General features: G+C 32.2%; 15 protein-coding genes and 2 pseudogenes. 12 read left to right on the forward strand and 5 right to left on the reverse strand.

Annotated features, from left to right (window positions below):
• Positions 1-35: 35 nt before the first annotated feature.
• The 6 genes from KA833_RS08070 to KA833_RS08095 all read left to right on the forward strand — a co-directional run bounded on the left by KA833_RS08070 (position 36) and on the right by KA833_RS08095 (position 5555).
• Positions 36-812 (forward strand): sulfite exporter TauE/SafE family protein, encoded by a 777-nt coding sequence (locus KA833_RS08070; RefSeq protein WP_046206852.1) that lies wholly within the window; start codon positions 36-38, stop codon positions 810-812.
• A 224-nt stretch (positions 813-1036) separates the two neighbouring features.
• Positions 1037-2029 (forward strand): signal peptide peptidase SppA, encoded by a 993-nt coding sequence (sppA, locus tag KA833_RS08075; RefSeq protein ID WP_046206853.1) that lies wholly within the window; start codon positions 1037-1039, stop codon positions 2027-2029.
• A gap of 9 nt (positions 2030-2038) precedes the next feature.
• Positions 2039-2578, forward strand: a complete 540-nt coding sequence (locus tag KA833_RS08080) for an RDD family protein (protein ID WP_046206854.1) — start codon at positions 2039-2041, stop codon at positions 2576-2578.
• An 89-nt stretch (positions 2579-2667) separates the two neighbouring features.
• Positions 2668-3162 carry a thiol peroxidase gene (tpx, locus tag KA833_RS08085; protein WP_046206855.1) on the forward strand — a complete coding sequence of 165 codons (495 nt, stop codon included), beginning with the start codon at positions 2668-2670 and terminating at the stop codon, positions 3160-3162.
• Between the two features lie 158 nt (positions 3163-3320).
• Entirely contained in the window at positions 3321-4268 is a 948-nt protein-coding gene (locus KA833_RS08090; RefSeq protein ID WP_046206856.1) for a class I SAM-dependent methyltransferase, read from the forward strand.
• Between the two features lie 87 nt (positions 4269-4355).
• Positions 4356-5555 carry an acetate kinase gene (locus KA833_RS08095; protein WP_046206857.1) on the forward strand — a complete coding sequence of 400 codons (1200 nt, stop codon included), beginning with the start codon at positions 4356-4358 and terminating at the stop codon, positions 5553-5555.
• 244 nt (positions 5556-5799) lie between these two features.
• Here KA833_RS08095 and KA833_RS08100 read toward each other — a convergent pair whose 3' ends face one another.
• A complete protein-coding gene (locus KA833_RS08100; protein ID WP_145381227.1) occupies positions 5800-6969 on the reverse strand; it encodes an esterase-like activity of phytase family protein in 1170 nt (389 codons plus the stop codon).
• 208 nt (positions 6970-7177) lie between these two features.
• Positions 7178-7681 (reverse strand): universal stress protein, encoded by a 504-nt coding sequence (locus KA833_RS08105; protein ID WP_046206859.1) that lies wholly within the window; start codon positions 7679-7681, stop codon positions 7178-7180.
• Between the two features lie 150 nt (positions 7682-7831).
• Here KA833_RS08105 and ald point away from each other — a divergent pair, with 150 nt between their 5' ends.
• Positions 7832-8947 carry an alanine dehydrogenase gene (gene ald, locus KA833_RS08110; protein ID WP_046206860.1) on the forward strand — a complete coding sequence of 372 codons (1116 nt, stop codon included), beginning with the start codon at positions 7832-7834 and terminating at the stop codon, positions 8945-8947.
• Positions 8948-9199: 252 nt separating this feature from the next.
• Here ald and KA833_RS08115 read toward each other — a convergent pair whose 3' ends face one another.
• Both KA833_RS08115 and KA833_RS08120 read right to left on the reverse strand, forming a co-directional pair.
• Positions 9200-9829, reverse strand: coding sequence for a copper homeostasis protein CutC (locus KA833_RS08115; protein ID WP_046206861.1), 630 nt, complete (start codon positions 9827-9829; stop codon positions 9200-9202).
• Positions 9826-10878, reverse strand: a complete 1053-nt coding sequence (locus tag KA833_RS08120; protein WP_046206862.1) for a M24 family metallopeptidase — start codon at positions 10876-10878, stop codon at positions 9826-9828. The genes KA833_RS08115 and KA833_RS08120 overlap by 4 nt, the downstream gene beginning before the upstream one ends.
• Positions 10879-11081: 203 nt before the next feature.
• Between KA833_RS08120 and KA833_RS08125 the strand changes: the two genes are divergently transcribed.
• Complete coding sequence (locus tag KA833_RS08125) at positions 11082-11771, forward strand: metal-dependent hydrolase (RefSeq protein ID WP_046206863.1); 690 nt, start codon at positions 11082-11084, stop codon at positions 11769-11771.
• Positions 11772-11916: 145 nt separating this feature from the next.
• Here the strand turns inward: KA833_RS08125 and KA833_RS08130 are convergent, their stop codons facing one another.
• Complete coding sequence (locus KA833_RS08130) at positions 11917-12330, reverse strand: universal stress protein (RefSeq protein WP_046206864.1); 414 nt, start codon at positions 12328-12330, stop codon at positions 11917-11919.
• Positions 12331-12553: 223 nt separating this feature from the next.
• Between KA833_RS08130 and KA833_RS08135 the strand changes: the two genes are divergently transcribed.
• From KA833_RS08135 to KA833_RS08145, 4 genes and pseudogenes are all read left to right on the forward strand, one after another.
• Positions 12554-13846 (forward strand): DRTGG domain-containing protein, encoded by a 1293-nt coding sequence (locus KA833_RS08135; protein ID WP_046206865.1) that lies wholly within the window; start codon positions 12554-12556, stop codon positions 13844-13846.
• A 35-nt stretch (positions 13847-13881) separates the two neighbouring features.
• Positions 13882-14817, forward strand: coding sequence for a DHH family phosphoesterase (locus tag KA833_RS08140; RefSeq protein WP_046206866.1), 936 nt, complete (start codon positions 13882-13884; stop codon positions 14815-14817).
• 20 nt (positions 14818-14837) lie between these two features.
• Positions 14838-15207, forward strand: a pseudogene (locus tag KA833_RS14095) (PHP domain-containing protein); the annotation flags it as partial.
• A gap of 113 nt (positions 15208-15320) precedes the next feature.
• A pseudogene (locus tag KA833_RS08145) lies at positions 15321-17870 on the forward strand (DNA polymerase III subunit alpha); the annotation flags it as partial.
• Positions 17871-18215 lie beyond the last annotated feature (345 nt).

Consider the following 18215-nt stretch of genomic DNA (forward strand, 5'->3'; position numbering starts at 1 on the left):
TAGACATAAGGATAAAACAGATAGGGGATGGAATCATGCTAGATTGGGATATTTCAATCGTACTTATAATTATACTTCTAGGATTTTTAGCGGCGTTTATTGATGCAGTTGTAGGTGGGGGCGGCTTAATTTCTATCCCGGCATTATTAGCTGTTGGTATGCCCCCCGCTATTGCATTGGGTACTAATAAATTAGCAAGTTCATTTGGCTCACTTACAAGTGCATTTCGTTTCTTGAGGTCGGGTAATGTCGATTTGAAGATAGTAGGAAAGTTATTTCCATTTGTATTTATTTTAGCAATATGTGGTGCTAGCGTTGCTACATTTCTACCCGCTGAACTGTTAAAACCATTAGTTATCATTATTTTGACGTTAGTGATGATTTATACGTTAGTTAAAAAAGATTGGGGAAATGTGCGTACATTTACAAAATTGTCGCTTGGTAAAGCAATCTTATTTATGAGTCTTATGTCACTCATAGGATTTTATGATGGTTTTTTAGGTGGTGGCACTGGCTCATTTATGCTTTTTATTTTACTTATGTTCGGTTTTGATTTTTTAAGTGCTGCCGGAAATGCGAAAGTATTAAATTTTGCTTCCAATTTAGGCGCTTTAATTTTGTTTATGATATTAGATCAGGTTGACTATTTTTATGGTTTAATTATGGCAGCAAGTATGATTTGTGGATCATATGTTGGGGCAGCTTTTGCAATTAAAAAAGGTGTCAGTTATGTAAAAACTTTATTTATTGTTGTAACTGCCATATTGATTATTAAAAATGCTTACGATTACATAATGCAATTAATAAATTGATCATTTGGAAAAAGAATTTGCTATATTTCAAAGGTATTCAGATACGTGAACATGGCTGAGACAATTAATTGTCTCAGCTTCTTTTCATTTTAAATAGACACTCATACTAGCCTATTGCTATCTTAATCCTTTTTTATTTTCGTATAATGGTATACATTATTGAATTGATTATGTTTAAATTGTATTTGAAACGATTGAAAAAATATTCTGGGAGTGAATACGTTATGTCGAAAAAGAGAATAATAGCAATAGTACTTGCCGTAATTATCGTGCTTGGTGGTATTGTTATGAGTTCGATATCTACTGTGATTTCTTCGCTTTTTAGTGAAGATAGTATGTCAGAAATAGATCCATTTACTGAAACGGTAGAATCAGAAGGTGATACTTCAAAACGCATTGTACACTTAACTTTAAATGGTGAAATTAGTGAGGGTACTGGTGAAGGAATGTTTGGAAGTTCTGGTTATAATCATGAAGCATTTCTTAAACAGTTGGATAAAGTTAAAAAAGATAGCTCGATTAAAGGTGTTTTATTAACCGTTAACACACCAGGTGGAGGTACATATCCAAGTGATGAAATTTATAAAAAAATTAAAGAAATAAAGAAAAAAGATAAAAAGGTTTATGTACATATGGATGCGATGGCTGCATCTGGTGGATATTATATATCTGCCCCTGCTGATAAAATATATGCTGGTCCACAAACGACTACTGGATCTATTGGCGTTATTATGTCAAACGTTGATTATTCTGGTTTACAAGAAAAATTAGGCGTTAAGGAAAATGTCATTAAATCTGGTGAACATAAAGATATTATGAGTAGTTCTCGAAAAATGACTAATGAAGAGAAAGATATCATGCAATCAGTATTAAATGATAGTTATGAAAGATTTGTTGGTATTGTTGCTAAAGGTAGAGATATGCCAGAGAAAAAGGTTAAAAAGTTAGCTGATGGACGTATATATAGTGCGCAACAAGCCGAAAAGAATGGTTTGATTGATGAAATTGGTTATAACGATAATGCGTTAAAAGCACTTAAGAAAGACATAAAAGCAAAGGATGCTGAAGTGTTTAAATATAGTGAAGACGAAGGTTGGTTTAGTTCTATTTATTCAACTAAAACAACATTACATCAATTCAAAAATGAATTAAGTGAATTGAAATCAATTATAAGCAATGATACAGAAGCTGAACCTATGTATCTATATAAAGGTTAGGTGTATATAATGGAGCAGTATACAAATCAACAAACATTACAGTCAACCCCAGAAAATGATAAATCTGATATAGAAGCAATGTATCATGAACAATTAACAAAGTCTGTATATGCTAGTTTTGGTATAAGGTTTTGGAGTTTTATTATTGATTTACTCATTATATTTGGCATTCAAGGACTATTATTAAAACCGATATACCATTTTACGCAAATTGATGAACTTAAGTTATGGATTGATTATTTTAGCTTAGGTCACGTTTTAGATGCGCTTGTATTTTATTTATATTTTGTATTATTAACTAAATTTTTCAAACAAACGATAGGTAAAATGATTTGTAACATTCGAGTAGAACGGATAGATCGTCAATCTCTTACATGGGCAGATGTGTTGTTTAGAGAATGGATTGGTCGTATTATAAGTGGCGTTTTATTTAACTTACCTTACTTGGTTGTTTTGTTTACAAATAAACACAAGGGTATCCATGATATCTTCGCTGATACAGTCGTAATCAGAAATAAATTTGAAAAGTTGTTTTATTTAAAAAAATAAATGTGAATTTTACTGAGCTATGAGTTTATTTTGATACGATAGATAGGTATACTATGGTTGTAAGAACTATTTAATAGGAGGCGTGCAATATGGCACAAATTACATTTAAACAAGAACCAGTAACACTATATGGTTCACAAGTAAAAAAAGGAGAATATGCTCCAAATTTTACTGTCTTAGACAATGATTTAAATGAAGTAACTTTAGAAAGTTATGACGGACATAAGAAATTAATTAGTGTTATTCCGTCTATAGATACAGGTGTTTGTGATCAACAAACACGTAAATTTAATGAAGAAGCTGCTAAGGAAGATGGTGTGGTTTTAACTATTTCTGTAGACTTGCCATTTGCACAAAAAAGATGGTGTGCTTCAAATGGTTTAGATAATGTAATCACTTTAAGTGATCATAGAAACTTATCTTTCGGTAAAACGTACGGCGTTGTTATGGAAGAATTGCGTTTATTAGCACGTTCTGTTTTTGTCTTAGATAAAAACAATAAAGTAGTTTATACTGAAATTGTTTCTGAAGGTACAAATTTCCCAGACTTTGATGCTGCTTTAGAAGCTTATCGTAATCTATAAATAATATAATATTGTCATATGATTAAACTAGTAAAACTCACAAAACAGTATCGTTGACATTATAAATTAAACTGTCCATAATTATTTGGTAATATAAGTTAGGGTACTGACTTAATTTCAATTAAATTATGGACAGTTTTTTTAGAAAGGACTTTTAAATGGCACAAGAAGAGACAGTAATGGAACAATTATTTAAGGCACTTGATGAAAAAACCAAATCTTTAAATGAAGAGAATGGTCAAAGTTTCATAGAAAATTTAGGACTTGCAATGGAAAATATTTATACTAATCAAAGGTCATTGTTGGAACAAGCCACGCTACAAGATAGACGTAAAGCGTTTCAATTTGCTTATTTAAATTTAATGCAAAAAGAGGATGTTCAAGCAAATCATCAAATTACACCTGATTCAATTGGAATGATTCTAGGATTCCTTGCCGAACGTTTTTTAAAAAACAAAGATGAATTCCATGTAGCGGATATTGCGAGTGGTGCTGGACATTTGAGCGCTTCTGTACATGAAGTACTCACTGAACATACGATTATGCATCACCTGGTTGAAGTGGATCCTGTATTATCACGCGTGAGTGTACATTTGGCAAACTTTTTAGAAATTCCATTTGATGTTTATCCTCAAGACGCTATCATGCCACTACCTTTTGAAGATGCAGATGTTGTTATTGGTGATCTACCGATAGGGTATTATCCAGTAGATGAAAGAAGTAAAGAAATGCAACTAGGGTTTGAAGAAGGGCATAGCTTCTCTCACTATTTATTAATTGAACAAGCAGTAACAGCCTTAAAAACATCAGGATATGCATTTTTAGTAGTACCTAGTAATTTATTTGAAAGTACAAATGTGAAACAGTTACAAAATTTCATTGCAACAGAAACAGAAATGCAAGCTTTTTTAAACTTGCCATCTACACTATTTAAAAATGAAAAAGCGCGTAAATCCATACTTATACTGCAGAAGAAAGAAACGAATGTAACAAAGCCAGTAGAGGTTCTGTTAGCGAATATACCTGATTTCAAAAGCCCTCAACAATTTCAAGCCTTTTTACAAGATTTAAACGCTTGGATGATGGAAAATCATCCTGAAAATTAAACTGTAATATTCTTGAATTCTTACTGTATTAATGATTAAATAGATATGGATATAAAATAATTTAATTTAAATTGGAGGCATTATGCTATGTCAAAATTAATTTTGGCTATTAACGCTGGTAGTTCATCATTGAAATTTCAACTTATTGAAATGCCGGAAGAAAAAATTGTTACTAAAGGACTAATTGAACGTATTGGATTAAAAGATTCTGTATTTACCATTGAAGTGGGTGGAGAAAAACACAAGGAAACTTTAGATATTGCAGACCATGAACAAGCGGTTAATATCATGTTAGAAAGTTTCAAAAAACATGGTGTGATTGATAGCATTTATGACATTGATGGAACAGGTCATCGTGTCGTTCATGGTGGTGAATTATTCCCAAATTCAGTATATGTTACGGATGAAGTTGAAGAACAAATTGAGTCATTAAGTGAATTAGCACCTTTACACAACCCTGCAAACTTAATGGGTATTCGTGCTTTCCGTAAATTGTTACCAGAAATTCCACATGTAGCTATTTTTGATACTTCGTTCCATCAAACTATGCCAGAAAAATCTTATTTATACAGCTTACCATACCAATATTACGAAGATTATGGTATTCGTAAATATGGATTCCACGGAACAAGTCATAAATATGTATCTCAACGCGCAGCTGAGATTTTGGGCAAACCGATTGAAGAATTACGCATGATTTCATGTCACATCGGTAATGGTGCATCAATTGCTGCAATAGATGGCGGAGAATCTGTTGATACTTCAATGGGATTCACACCACTTGCTGGTGTTACTATGGGTACGCGTTCAGGAAATATTGACCCTGCATTAATTCCATTTATTATGGAAAAAACAGGAAAAAATGCAGAAGAAGTTTTGAATACATTAAATAAAGAATCAGGTTTATTAGGTATTTCTGGTACTTCAAGTGATTTAAGAGACATTATTGATGAAGCTAAAGCAGGTAAAGAACGTGCTCAATTAGCATTAGATGTCTTTGCATCAAGAATTCACAAATATATTGGTTCTTATGCGACACGTATGCACGGCGTAGATGTAATCATCTTTACTGCAGGTGTAGGCGAGAACTCTGATCCTGTTAGAGCAAAAGTTTTAGAAGGTTTAGAATTTATGGGAGTTTATTGGGATGCTAAGAAAAATGAAGCGATTCATGGAGAAGAAGGTTTCATTAACTATCCTCACTCACCAGTAAAAGTCATTGTTATTCCTACAAACGAAGAAGTCATGATTGCACGCGATGTAGTTAAATTTGGTAATCTAGAATAAGTTTGAAACAAAACTAGAGATTGTTTAATTTCAAAGTATAGAGACTTGATTCAGTTCAAAATCTTAAAAAGTTTCAAAACAAAATCTTGAATATAAGCATTTTGATTTATAAATAAACGTCAATTTCTATTGCAAGCTTATAGAAATTGACGTTTTCTTTTGTTTTATTATTAATGTTTTAACTAGTTATTAAGTTTTAAAAAAATATACTTGAATTGAAAAACATAAGCTGATTGTTGTATTTTTAAGGTTTTATTTCGAATGCAGTTAGGTTCGTTTGTTGTTTTTGATTGAAGTTATTATCTGAAATAAAGACCAAGCTATCGTTACCATTAGGTAATTTCGGGCCAAATGACATTCCTTCTATATTGTCGATATGCCCAATGTCTTGCTCATTAAGATTTGCGATCAGTTGTTTTTTTACCGGTGCGACGTGAGATTTTTGGAGAGATTTAATATTTTTAATATCTGTTCCACTGGCTATATCGACTTTATAGACGCGAATATAATTTTTGAAATTACTATTTTTATCTTGAACAGTGGCACGCTCAAGTACAAGTAATTGTTTTTGATTCAAGGTTAAAATTTCAGCAATTCCATTTTCAGCATCTTTATTTTTTCCAGGTTTTTTAGGAATTGGATCTAGAGAATAAGCTTTTTCTGTTATAACATCTCCTTGACGATTATATTTTGTTAAGCGTGTTAGGGCGCCTGATTCAGTGGTTGGTAATTGATCATCTTGAAGTAAAGGTGCTTCCATAGAAGTCCAGATATACTTACCATTTTCAGAAAACGTACTCCCCTCTAGCGCCTGATTATTTCTAAATCCATATTTATTTTGATCATCCTTTTTGATAGGGTTATTGATTTGCAAATCATTGATCAATGTTCCAGTTCTAGTAGCTATTCTTATGAAGGGATTGAAACCGAGATTTCGATCACCTTCACTTGTATAAAGTATATGGTTACGATTGAGAGGGTCAATTCTAATTGATTCTGGGTCAACTACAACATCTTGTGAATGGGGATTATACGATGCTTTATTTGGGTATTTTGTTCCATTAGCTTGTGTTAAATAGTGCATTCGAGTGAATTTTACTTTATTAAATTTGTGTTTATTATAATGAATTTGAGCTTCATAAAATCTGGCTGGATTTTCTTCTGAACGGTCATCGCTAATCATAAGCCATTTTTTGGATTTGGCATCATAGGAAATGCCAGAAAGACCGCCTACTTTTGTATCATTAAATGATTTATTATAAGGAATTGTTTCCGTATCTATATAATTTAATCGAGTAGCTGTTTTTTCACTTTTTATATCATCAGTTGAAGATGCGTATGTATGTGTTGGTGCAGAAATCAAAAAAGCATTAATGGCAAAACTAAGTATCATCAGTCTCTTAAATTGTTTCATATCATTGACTCCTTTAGGGGTATGTCTTAATTTTATTTTACTTACCTGATATGAAGCGCATTTGAATTTAATATAACAATTGGATAACAAGTAAATTATAGATGTTAAGAAAATTAATAAAAAGAGATAGTTTAACACTATATATCGTGCAAACTATCTCTCTTCTTTTAAATCTGTATGCTTTTATTAAATAGGTCGAATATTAAAGTTAGTGTGCTTGATACTTAGATCTAAATTCATCTGTAGCTACTTGTGGTTGGAAGTCTTCTGGAAGTTCTTCTGTGCGTACCACCAACACGTCACACGGAGAGTGTCGTACAATTGCCTCAGACACAGAACCTACGATAAATCTTTCAACTGCATTTAATCCTGACGTACCACACATAATTAAATCTGCTTCTACATCAGCTGCTAACTTTTTAGGTATGATTGCTTTAGGTGAACCAAATTCTAGTCTTGTTTCAACCGCGGTTACACCAGCATTTGTTGCTACTTCTTTATAACCTTTTAACAAATCTTCTGAGAAATTTTTTGATTTTTCAGTAAATTGAGCATCATAAACTTCATAAGAAGAGTAAGTTCTTGAATCAATAACATTGACGATTGTTAGTTTAGAGTCATTACGTTTTGCTACTTCTACAGCTTTATTAAATGCCCATTCAGCTTCATGTGATCCATCGACAGCGATTAAAATATTTTTATACGTTAGCATCACAATTACCTCCTTCATCTTCTTGCTTATATTATACCACTATTTACAGAATATTAACATAATTCCCCTTAATACATGTTGTAAAAATACCCTAAACTATGATTGCGCTTTCATATAATACGCGTTACTATAAATTTGGAGGTGGATAAAATGAGAATAGGTATTCCGAAGGAGATTAAAAACAATGAAAATAGGGTGAGTTTATCACCAAGTGGTGTACATGCATTAGTAGAACAAGGTCACTCAGTCATTGTTGAAAAATCTGCTGGTTTAGGTTCATATTTTGAAGATGATGATTATGTTACGGCTGGGGCGAAAATTGGTGATGGACCAGCTGAAGTATGGAACGTGGATATGGTTATGAAAGTCAAAGAGCCATTAGAAGAAGAGTTCCAATACTTTAAGGAAGGACTCATACTATTTACTTATTTACATTTAGCAAATGAAAAGAAACTCACACAAGCTTTATTAGATAATAAAGTAATAGGTATTGCTTATGAAACGGTTCAATTGCCAGATAAATCATTACCACTATTAACGCCAATGAGTGAAGTAGCAGGGCGTATGTCTGCTCAAATTGGGGCAGAATTTTTACAAAAATATAAAGGTGGCATGGGCATTTTACTTGGCGGTGTGCCTGGCGTCTCTAAAGGCCGCGTAACGATTATCGGTGGAGGTCAAGCTGGCACAAATGCTGCTAAAATAGCATTAGGATTAGGTGCCGATGTAACAATTTTGGATGTTAATCCTAAGCGTTTACAAGAGCTTGAAGATTTATTTGATGGTCGTGTGCACACAATTATGTCTAACCCATTAAATATTGAACAATGTGTTAAAAACAGCGACTTAGTTATCGGTGCGGTATTAATTCCAGGTGCCAAAGCGCCAAATCTAGTTACTGAAGACATGGTAAAATCCATGAAAGACGGTTCGGTAATCGTGGATATTGCTATAGACCAAGGTGGTATTTTCGAGACAACTGATCGTATTTCAACGCATGATGATCCAACGTATAAAAAACATGGTGTTGTACATTATGCTGTGGCTAATATGCCTGGTGCAGTACCACGTACTTCTACCATTGCATTGAATAATGCAACGTTACCATATGCATTACAAATTGCGGGAAAAGGTTACTTAAAAGCATTACAAGATAACGAACCTCTATCATTTGGTTTAAATACAATTAATGGTGTATTAACAAATAAAGGTGTAGGTGAAGCTTTGAATTTACCTTATTCTAATGTTGAAAGTTCTCTTAAATAATAAAAAATAACAAACAAAAACTGGTAATCTCTTCTATAAAGTAGAGGTTACCAGTTTTTAATTTGGATTTTAAAATAATTTATGAAATTTAATGTGTTTAAATAATGATAATTGTAAAATATAATCTAAATATTGTGACACGAACACAACAATCGTTTAATTTCATAGCATTATAAACTGAATGGTCAACAATATGATGAAATTTGTGTTGCAGTTAAGCATTTGAATGTCATATAAGATTATTTGATACTGCTATACAATTTTTGTACCGTGTACTTCTTGAAAAGGAAATGCAGCAACGAGCGCTTGAACATTAGATTTTGTTAAACCACCACCAGGCATGATTTCAATATTTCCACCAGAATTCACGACCAATTTACCAAGTTGATTTAAATTATCAAAAATATCAGTTTCTGCTGGACCACCATGTGTCAGTAACCTGGTAAAACCTAGTTCAATTAATTTGTGTAATGCTTTTACCTGTCCTTCTAAATGAATTTCGTCGAAAGCCATATGACAAACAACAGGTATTGGTGATGCGAGTTGTTTTAAAGTTTTCATTTGCCATTCGTTCAGTGTATTATCTTCTGTTAAACAACCGAAAACAAAGTAGTCAATATCATATGATTTAATAGCTTTAATATCTCGTTGCATAATTTCAAAGTCGTATAAGCTATATACAAAGTTGCCTCCGCGAGGGCGTATCATGATAGCAATTTCTACGTGATTTGCTTTACAAATTTCAGTAGCAATTTCAATCATTCCAATACTAGGTGTGGTACCTCCGACATGTAAGTTATCACATAATTCAATACGATCTGCACCATTTTCAATTGCGTATTCAACTTGTTGGATTGTTTCGACTACGGCCTCTTTGATCATTTTTCGTAACCTGTTAAGCTTTCGTTTCCATTTTCAGTAACAAGAATATCATCTTCTATACGCACACCAGCTACTCCTGGAACATAGATGCCAGGTTCGACTGTTACAACCATACCCGGTACGAATTCATTTGTATTTGTACTAGAAACATCTTGGTATTCATGCTCTTCTAATCCTAGGCCATGTCCTAATCGATGAGGGAAGTAGTCTCCATAACCAGCATCTGTGATAATATCTCGAGCAATAGCGTCTACATCTTTGATTTGTACACCAGGTTTAATTGCAGCAATCGCCGCTTGTTCAGCTTTTAATACGGTATCGTAAATGTTTTGAGCTTCTGAACTAGGCTTTCCAAATTTAATTGTTCTGGTCATATCACTACAATAATTTTCGTAAATGACGCCTAAATCAAATAACACAAATTCATTATTTTGTAATTGACGGTCGCCAGGTATACCGTGTGGTGATGCTGCGTGATCACCGAAAAGGACCATTGTATCAAAGCTCATTTCATTTACGCCATAAGCTTTGATTTCATATTCAATGTGATTAACAACTTGTCGTTCTGTCACACCTTCTTTTAAGAAATCTGCTCCAATTTCTATACATTTATCTGCTAGTTCACAAGCTTTCCGAATTTTAGCGATTTCAGATTCACTTTTAACATTACGTAGTGACTTTATCGTTTGATCTATGTCACCGAACGATTGTACTTTGAAAGCTTCGATTAATTCACGTTGACGCTGTACAGTTAAATGAGCCGCTTCTACTAACATTTTATTGAAAGTATGTGGATATTTATCTAATGCATTTTCTGTATCAAGGTAACCAATGACCTCTCCCTCAAAAGGTGAAGCTTTAACTTCTTCAACTTCAAGTTGTGGGCAAAATAAAACTTGATCACCATTCGCTTTGATTAAAAGAGCTAGTAACCGTTCGTGAGGATCACTTAAATAGCCGGTGAAATAAAAGATGTTTAATGGGGTAGTAATCCATGCTGCATCAGCTTGTTGTGACTTTAATGATTCTATAACTTGTTGTAACTTCATTTTACTGCCTCCTAAATATATGATTATATTAATTTTATGTTAGTTGTGTAAGGAATTCAAAAATAATATGTTGAAATAAAGTATATTGCTAAAATTATAAAAAAATTTATCGTTCATAAACACGTATTTTGGTAAAGTGTGTTATAACTATTAATCATTGTGGTATATATAAAATAAATAGTTTTATGGGAGGAATTATCGATATGAAATTATCTTTTCATGGACAATCAACGATTTATTTTGAAGCAAATGGCAAAAAAGTAATTGTTGATCCATTTATTACGGGAAACGATTTATCTGATTTAGATGCTGAAACTTTAGAAGTAGATTATATAATTTTAACACATGGTCATGGCGATCATTTTGGTGATACAGTTGAATTAGCAAATAGAAACCATGCAACAGTTATTGGTTCAGCTGAATTAGGTGATTATTTAACGACTACTAAAAATGTTGAAAATGTTAGACCTATGAATATTGGTGGTAAAGCAGAATTTGATTTTGGAACGGTTAAGTTTGTACAAGCGTTTCACAGTTCTAGCTTGACTGATGACAATGGTATTCCCGTATATTTAGGTATGCCGATGGGGCTAATTTTAGAAATAGAAGGCAAGACGATTTATCATACTGGTGATACAGGATTATTTGGTGACATGAAATTAATTGCTGAACGTCATCCAGTTGACATTTGTTTTATTCCAATTGGTGATAATTTCACAATGGGCATTGATGATGCTAGTTTTGCAATTAATCAGTTCATTAAACCTAAAATTACAGTACCAATTCACTACAATACATTTGACTTGATTAAACAAAATCCAGAAGATTTCAAGTCAGCTGTTTCAGAAGGTGAAGTACAGATATTAAATCCAGGTGATGCAGTCCAACTTTAAAGTGATTGTGACATAAAAAATCTTGGATAAAACAAAAACGCCAATTTCTACTAGGATTTTAGAGGAATTGGCGTTTTCTTTGGTTTTATAGAATTGGATCGTTTGATGCAATGAGGTGACTATTAGAGTCATATTAAGTGTTATGCTATTTTACAATAAGCACAGGGATGCTTGCTCTTTTAGCAACTTTATGACTCACACTACCTAGCACGAATTTTTTCTTGGCTTCAGCACGACGGTTACTAAGTACAACAATTTCATATTTACCACTATTTGCCTCTTTTACCAATTGTTCTTTAGCATTACCACGAACAATGATTTCATCATATTTAATGCCATATTCATCGAGCGTATTTCGTGTATTTTCTAAACCTTTACTACGTTTTTCAACAAGTTTATCTAAATGAACACCAGATTTAATCGATGCTTGTGCATCTTGTTCACTGATTGCGTTAAGAATTGTTACAACAGTACCTTCACCAGCTAATTTTGAAACTTCTTCTAGTGCTTTTTCATTTTTAAGTGTGGTATCAACACCGAGTAAAATATTTTTAAACATTATTCCATCCCTCCTTAATTCTATTCTAATTAGAGTTTATCACAAATCAAATTAAAAATTATATATTTTCATAGTAACAGAGTAAAAAGTTTTATAAATATTAATATATTACTGAATATATGTCATAATTATAGTTAAAATATATTTTTTAAGTGATTAAATCGCAATTTTAGCTATAAAAAGTTATAATATCATAGAAAATGTCAAAAATGAGGTTATTAAAATGACAAAGCATGAGCAAATTTTATCTTATATCGAATCTTTAGCAGTAGGACAAAAGATTTCTGTTAGAAAAATAGCGAAAGATTTAAATGTCTCTGAGGGGACAGCGTATCGTGCGATTAAAGATGCCGGTAGAATTGGTTTAGTAGCAACAATAGATAGAGTTGGTACTGTCCGAATAGAAAAGAAATCACGTGAACAAATTGAACAACTTACATTTGGAGAAATTGTAAAAATAATTGATGGACAAGTATTAGGAGGAAGAAATGGCCTTATTAAGACATTATCAAAATTTGCAATTGGCGCAATGGAAATTGAAGATGTGGTAAAGTATTTAAGTCCTCACACATTATTGATTGTAGGAAATCGTAAAGATGTCCAATTGGCCGCATTGAAAAGAGGAAGCGCAGTATTGATTACTGGTGGTTTCAGAACGTCTAATGAGATAATCAAATATGCCGATGAACATGATTTACCGATACTGTCATCTAATTATGATACATATTTAGTTGCAAATATTATTAATAGAGCGATGTATAATCAAATGATTCGGAAAGAAATATTGGTCGTTGAAGACATAGTTAAATCAGTGAATGAAGATACTGTGGTTTTTGATAATATGACCTTGCACGATTACAAAGAAAAAGCAAAACGCACAGGACATTCCAGATTCCCGGTTATTGATGAACATTGGCGTTTAGTTGGTATTATCACAAGTAAAGAAATAATTAAAATGGATGACAATGATACTTTAGCACATTTTATGACGAAGTCTCCACTCAATGTACAACTTTCAACTACTGTTGCAAATTGTGCACACATGATGATTTGGGAAGGTATTGAATTATTACCAGTGATTTCACCAAGCAAAAAATTAATAGGTGTAATTACCAGAAAAGATGTATTAACAGCAATGCAATTGCTGAGTCGTCAGCCACAAGTAGGTGAAACCATTAATGATCAAGTAGCTAAACATATTACAATTGCAAATGATGATATTCAAGTACAAACTTCGCCTTTACTTACAAATCAATTTGGCACATTGAGTAAAGCGGTTTTTGTAGCAATTATTGAAGAAACCGTTCGTTATGAAATGCGGAAATTAAAGAAACTTGAAGTAATGATAGAAAGTTTAAATATCATTTACATTAAGACTGTGCAAATTGAATCTGAAATTAATGTACATTATGATATGTTAGATGTAGGTAGAAATTTTGCTAAATTAGAGGTAACGATGACAAGTGATGGTAAACATGTTGCAAAAGCAATGATCATTTGTCAGATGATAGATTAAAGAGTATATATAAATTATAAAAAGGAAGATATAAAATGACGATGGAATTTAATCAAATTATGGATGAAATAAAAGCGGTTCAAACAGTAATTATACATAGACATGTGAGACCAGACCCGGATGCTTATGGATCGCAACTCGGCTTGAAAAATTACTTAAAACTTAAATTTCCAGAAAAGAATATTTTTGCAGTTGGAGAAGGAGAACCGTCGCTTGATTTTATCGGTACTTTTGATGATATTAGTGATGACCAATATAACGAAGCATTGGTTATCGTATGCGACACTGCTAATGCACCGAGAATCAGTGACCATAGATTCAATACTGGCAAACGTCTTGTTAAAATTGATCATCACCCAGCAGTTGACCAATATGGAGATATAAATTATGTCAATGATGAAGCATCATCAACGAGTGAGATTATTTTTGATTTCATAAGTCATTTTAACGATCAATCTCTGATTGATGATTCTGTAGCAAGAGTATTGTATTTAGGTATTGTTGGAGATACTGGGCGTTTTTTATTTAATAATACAACACCACATACGATGGAAGTCGCAAGCCAATTATTAAAATATTCATTTAATCATCAACAAGAATTGAATAAATTGGGTGAAAAAGATCCTAAATTATTGCCATTTCAAGGCTATGTTTTACAAAATTTTGATTTAAATGATAAAGGTTTTTGTAAGGTGAAAATCACAAAAGATGTACTAGAAAAATTTGATATTGTAGCGAATGAAGCTTCGCTATTTGTCAATGCGATTGCTGATATTCAAGGATTGAAAATATGGGTTTTTGCGGTAGATGAAGGAACTGAAATTAGATGTCGCATTCGTTCTAAAGGTATCGTCATTAATGATATTGCTAATGCATTTGGTGGTGGAGGCCATCCGAATGCATCTGGTGTTTCCGTTGCAGATTGGCAACAATTTGAAGAATTAGCACAAGCATTAAATAATAAATTGTAAGATTTGGGAGGTATTTGCTGATGGTTGCGCATTTAAACGTTCATACATCGTATGACTTATTGAATTCAAGTATTAAAATTAAAGATGTCATTGCGAAAGCAACGAAAGAAGGTTACACATCATTAGCAATTACAGATACAAATGTTTTATATGGTTATCCCCAATTCTACGACGCGTGCATAGCAGCAAATATTCATCCAATATTTGGTATGACGATTTATCTCACAGATGGTTTAGCTTCAGTTGAAACCATTGTCCTTGCTAAAAATAATCAAGGTCTAAAAGATTTATTTAAATTATCGTCTGCAATAAAAATGAAAGAAAAGTCTGAAACGCCCTTAGAGTGGCTTAATAAATATATTGATCATTTGATTGTCATATTTAAAGATGTAAATGAAGCACACCAAAGCATATTACAAAATTTTATTGGTAATGAAGATATATTTGTAAATCATAGTAGCCAACAAGGTTTAGATTTTCCGGCCGTGTGGGCACAAAGTACAAACTATTTAAATGAAGAAGATGCGGATACTTTAACGGCATTAGCTGCTATAAAAAATAATGAGAAATTAGATTTAGTTAAAGAAGTGCATGATTACAACGCACATATGTTTAGTAGAGCTGATCTAGATACATTCCATGTTAGTGAGCGTATTTGGCAAAATACAAATTACATCGCATCCATTTGTAATGCCGAACTACAATATCATCAATCATTATTACCTAAATTTAAAACACCAAATAATCAGCCGTCTAAAGATTATCTTTATGAGATGCTTCAACAAAATTTGAAACAGTTAAATCTATCCCAAGCATCATTACAAAGATACGACAACAGGCTTAATCATGAATATGAAATTATTACACGCATGGGTTTTGAAGACTATTTTTTAATTGTAAGTGATTTAATACATTTTGCTAAAACGCATGATGTATTAGTTGGTCCAGGTCGTGGTTCATCTGCTGGTTCTTTAGTTAGTTACCTATTAGATATTACGACGATTGATCCCATTAAATATAACTTGTTATTTGAGCGTTTTTTAAATCCTGAGCGTGTTACTATGCCAGATATTGATATTGATTTTGAAGATACACATAGAGAAAAAGTGATTAAATATGTACAGGAAAAATATGGCAATAATCATGTTTCTGGTATAGTGACATTTGGTCATTTATTAGCAAGGGCAGTTTCAAGAGACGTCGGTCGGATTATGGGTTTTGATGAAATAACATTAAATGAAATTTCATCTTTAATCCCTCATAAATTAGGCATTACATTAGATGAGGCATATGAGAAAAAGGAATTTAAACAATTTGTGCATAGAAATCATCGGCATGAACGCTGGTTTGAAATTTGTAAAAAATTAGAAGGTCTACCACGACATACGTCAACACATGCAGCAGGGATCATTATAAACGACCACCCTTTATATGAGTATACACCATTAACTTTAGGTGATACTGGCATACTGACACAGTGGACTATGACCGAAGCGGAACGTATTGGTCTGTTGAAAATTGATTTTCTAGGTTTACGAAATTTATCTATTATTCATCAAATCGTTAAGCAAGTAAAAAGAGATATGAACATTGATATAGATATTGAAGCCATTCCTTTTAATGATTCGAAAGTATTTCAGTTACTCTCACATGGTGATACAACAGGTGTATTCCAATTAGAATCTGATGGTATAAGAAATGTATTGAAAAAATTACAACCAGAACAATTTGAAGATATTGTAGCTGTAACTTCTTTGTATAGACCTGGACCTATGGAAGAAATACCAACGTATATTACTAGGAGACACTTCCCTGAAAAAGTACAATATTTGCATAAAGACATAGAGCCTATATTAAAAACAACGTATGGTGTTATTATCTATCAGGAACAAATTATGCAAATTGCGAGTAAGTTTGCTAATTTTAGTTATGGTGAAGCAGATATATTAAGACGTGCAATGAGTAAAAAGAATCGTGCAGTATTAGAGAGTGAGCGACAACACTTTGTGGAAGGTGCTTTAAGTAACGGGTATGATGAACGATTAAGCAAACAAATTTTTGATCTGATTTTAAAATTTGCAGATTATGGCTTCGCACGTGCACATGCGGTGAGTTACTCCAAAATAGCTTATATTATGAGTTATTTAAAAGTACATTATGCTAATTATTTTTATGCCAATATCCTAAGTAATTCAATTGGTAGTGAAAAGAAGACAGCACAAATGATCGATGAAGCGAAACATCAGCAATTAAATATATTGGCACCCAATATTAATGAAAGTCATTGGTTTTATAAAGCAAGCAACAAAGGTATCTATCTATCTTTAGGCGCAATTAAAGGCATCGGCTATCAGAGTGTTAAACTTATTGTTGATGAAAGAAAAAGTAATGGTATATATAAAGATTTCTTTGATTTTACACGTCGTATACCTAAAAGAATAAAGAGTAGAAAATTACTTGAAGCATTAATATTAGTCGGGGCTTTTGATACATTTGGTAAAAATAGAGCGACGTTATTGCATGCGATTGATCAAGTGTTAGATGACGTATCCAATGTGGAACAAGATGATTTTATTTTTGATGTATTGACCCCAAAAACATCTTATGAAGACAAAGAAGAATTACCAGATCAAGTACTAAGTGATTATGAAAAAGAATATTTAGGGTTTTATGTCTCGACACATCCTGTAGAGAAGGCGTTTGAAGAAAAACAATATCTTGGTATTTATAAGCTTAATAATGCTAGAGATAATCAACCTATCTTTATTCAAATCGACCAGTTAAAACGTATTCGTACTAAAAACGGACAAAATATGGCATTTATTACGTTAAATGATGGACTTAATAATTTAGATGGGGTAGTGTTCCCAGACGCATATAAAAAATTCGAAATATACTTAAACAAGACAGATACACTTATTGTGAAAGGTAAATTTGAATATAGAAATAATAAAAAACAACTTATTATTAACCAAATAGAAAGTGTTGCGTCGTTTGAAAGTAATAAACTAGCAAATGCAAAACAAATCATCATTAGAAATATAGAAGATTTATCAGAAATAAAAAAGCAGTTAAATTTACAAGCAACGGCAGATGACATCCCAGTGAAATATTTTCAAGAAAACCAAAATCAATTTAAAATTATAGGTTTTATAACACGTAAAAAAGAAAAAATTGAAACGCTGATAGCCAAGTTTTCACCATGGGATATAAGGATAATTTAACTTTATCAAGTCTATAAACTATGATATAGTAAACTGATGGTTAAGTTGATACTTACCATCAGTTTATATTAAATGATAGTTTAAATACTACATGTAAAATATATGTTTTTATTACAAAAGTTATCATACAACATGTGCTTATGATTTAATGCTAACGATAACATTTGTAATTTT

The sequence above is a fragment of the Staphylococcus sp. GDY8P67P genome, assembly GCF_017892545.1.
GTDB classification, from domain to species: domain Bacteria; phylum Bacillota; class Bacilli; order Staphylococcales; family Staphylococcaceae; genus Staphylococcus; species Staphylococcus ureilyticus.

Coding starts and splice junctions, on each gene's coding strand:
- KA833_RS08070 (WP_046206852.1), top strand. CDS start 36: ATGCTAGATTGGGATATTTCAATCGTACTTATAATTATACTTCTAGGA.
- sppA (WP_046206853.1), top strand. CDS start 1,037: ATGTCGAAAAAGAGAATAATAGCAATAGTACTTGCCGTAATTATCGTG.
- KA833_RS08080 (WP_046206854.1), top strand. CDS start 2,039: ATGGAGCAGTATACAAATCAACAAACATTACAGTCAACCCCAGAAAAT.
- tpx (WP_046206855.1), top strand. CDS start 2,668: ATGGCACAAATTACATTTAAACAAGAACCAGTAACACTATATGGTTCA.
- KA833_RS08090 (WP_046206856.1), top strand. CDS start 3,321: ATGGCACAAGAAGAGACAGTAATGGAACAATTATTTAAGGCACTTGAT.
- KA833_RS08095 (WP_046206857.1), top strand. CDS start 4,356: ATGTCAAAATTAATTTTGGCTATTAACGCTGGTAGTTCATCATTGAAA.
- KA833_RS08100 (WP_145381227.1), bottom strand. CDS start 6,969: ATGAAACAATTTAAGAGACTGATGATACTTAGTTTTGCCATTAATGCT.
- KA833_RS08105 (WP_046206859.1), bottom strand. CDS start 7,681: ATGCTAACGTATAAAAATATTTTAATCGCTGTCGATGGATCACATGAA.
- ald (WP_046206860.1), top strand. CDS start 7,832: ATGAGAATAGGTATTCCGAAGGAGATTAAAAACAATGAAAATAGGGTG.
- KA833_RS08115 (WP_046206861.1), bottom strand. CDS start 9,829: ATGATCAAAGAGGCCGTAGTCGAAACAATCCAACAAGTTGAATACGCA.
- KA833_RS08120 (WP_046206862.1), bottom strand. CDS start 10,878: ATGAAGTTACAACAAGTTATAGAATCATTAAAGTCACAACAAGCTGAT.
- KA833_RS08125 (WP_046206863.1), top strand. CDS start 11,082: ATGAAATTATCTTTTCATGGACAATCAACGATTTATTTTGAAGCAAAT.
- KA833_RS08130 (WP_046206864.1), bottom strand. CDS start 12,330: ATGTTTAAAAATATTTTACTCGGTGTTGATACCACACTTAAAAATGAA.
- KA833_RS08135 (WP_046206865.1), top strand. CDS start 12,554: ATGACAAAGCATGAGCAAATTTTATCTTATATCGAATCTTTAGCAGTA.
- KA833_RS08140 (WP_046206866.1), top strand. CDS start 13,882: ATGACGATGGAATTTAATCAAATTATGGATGAAATAAAAGCGGTTCAA.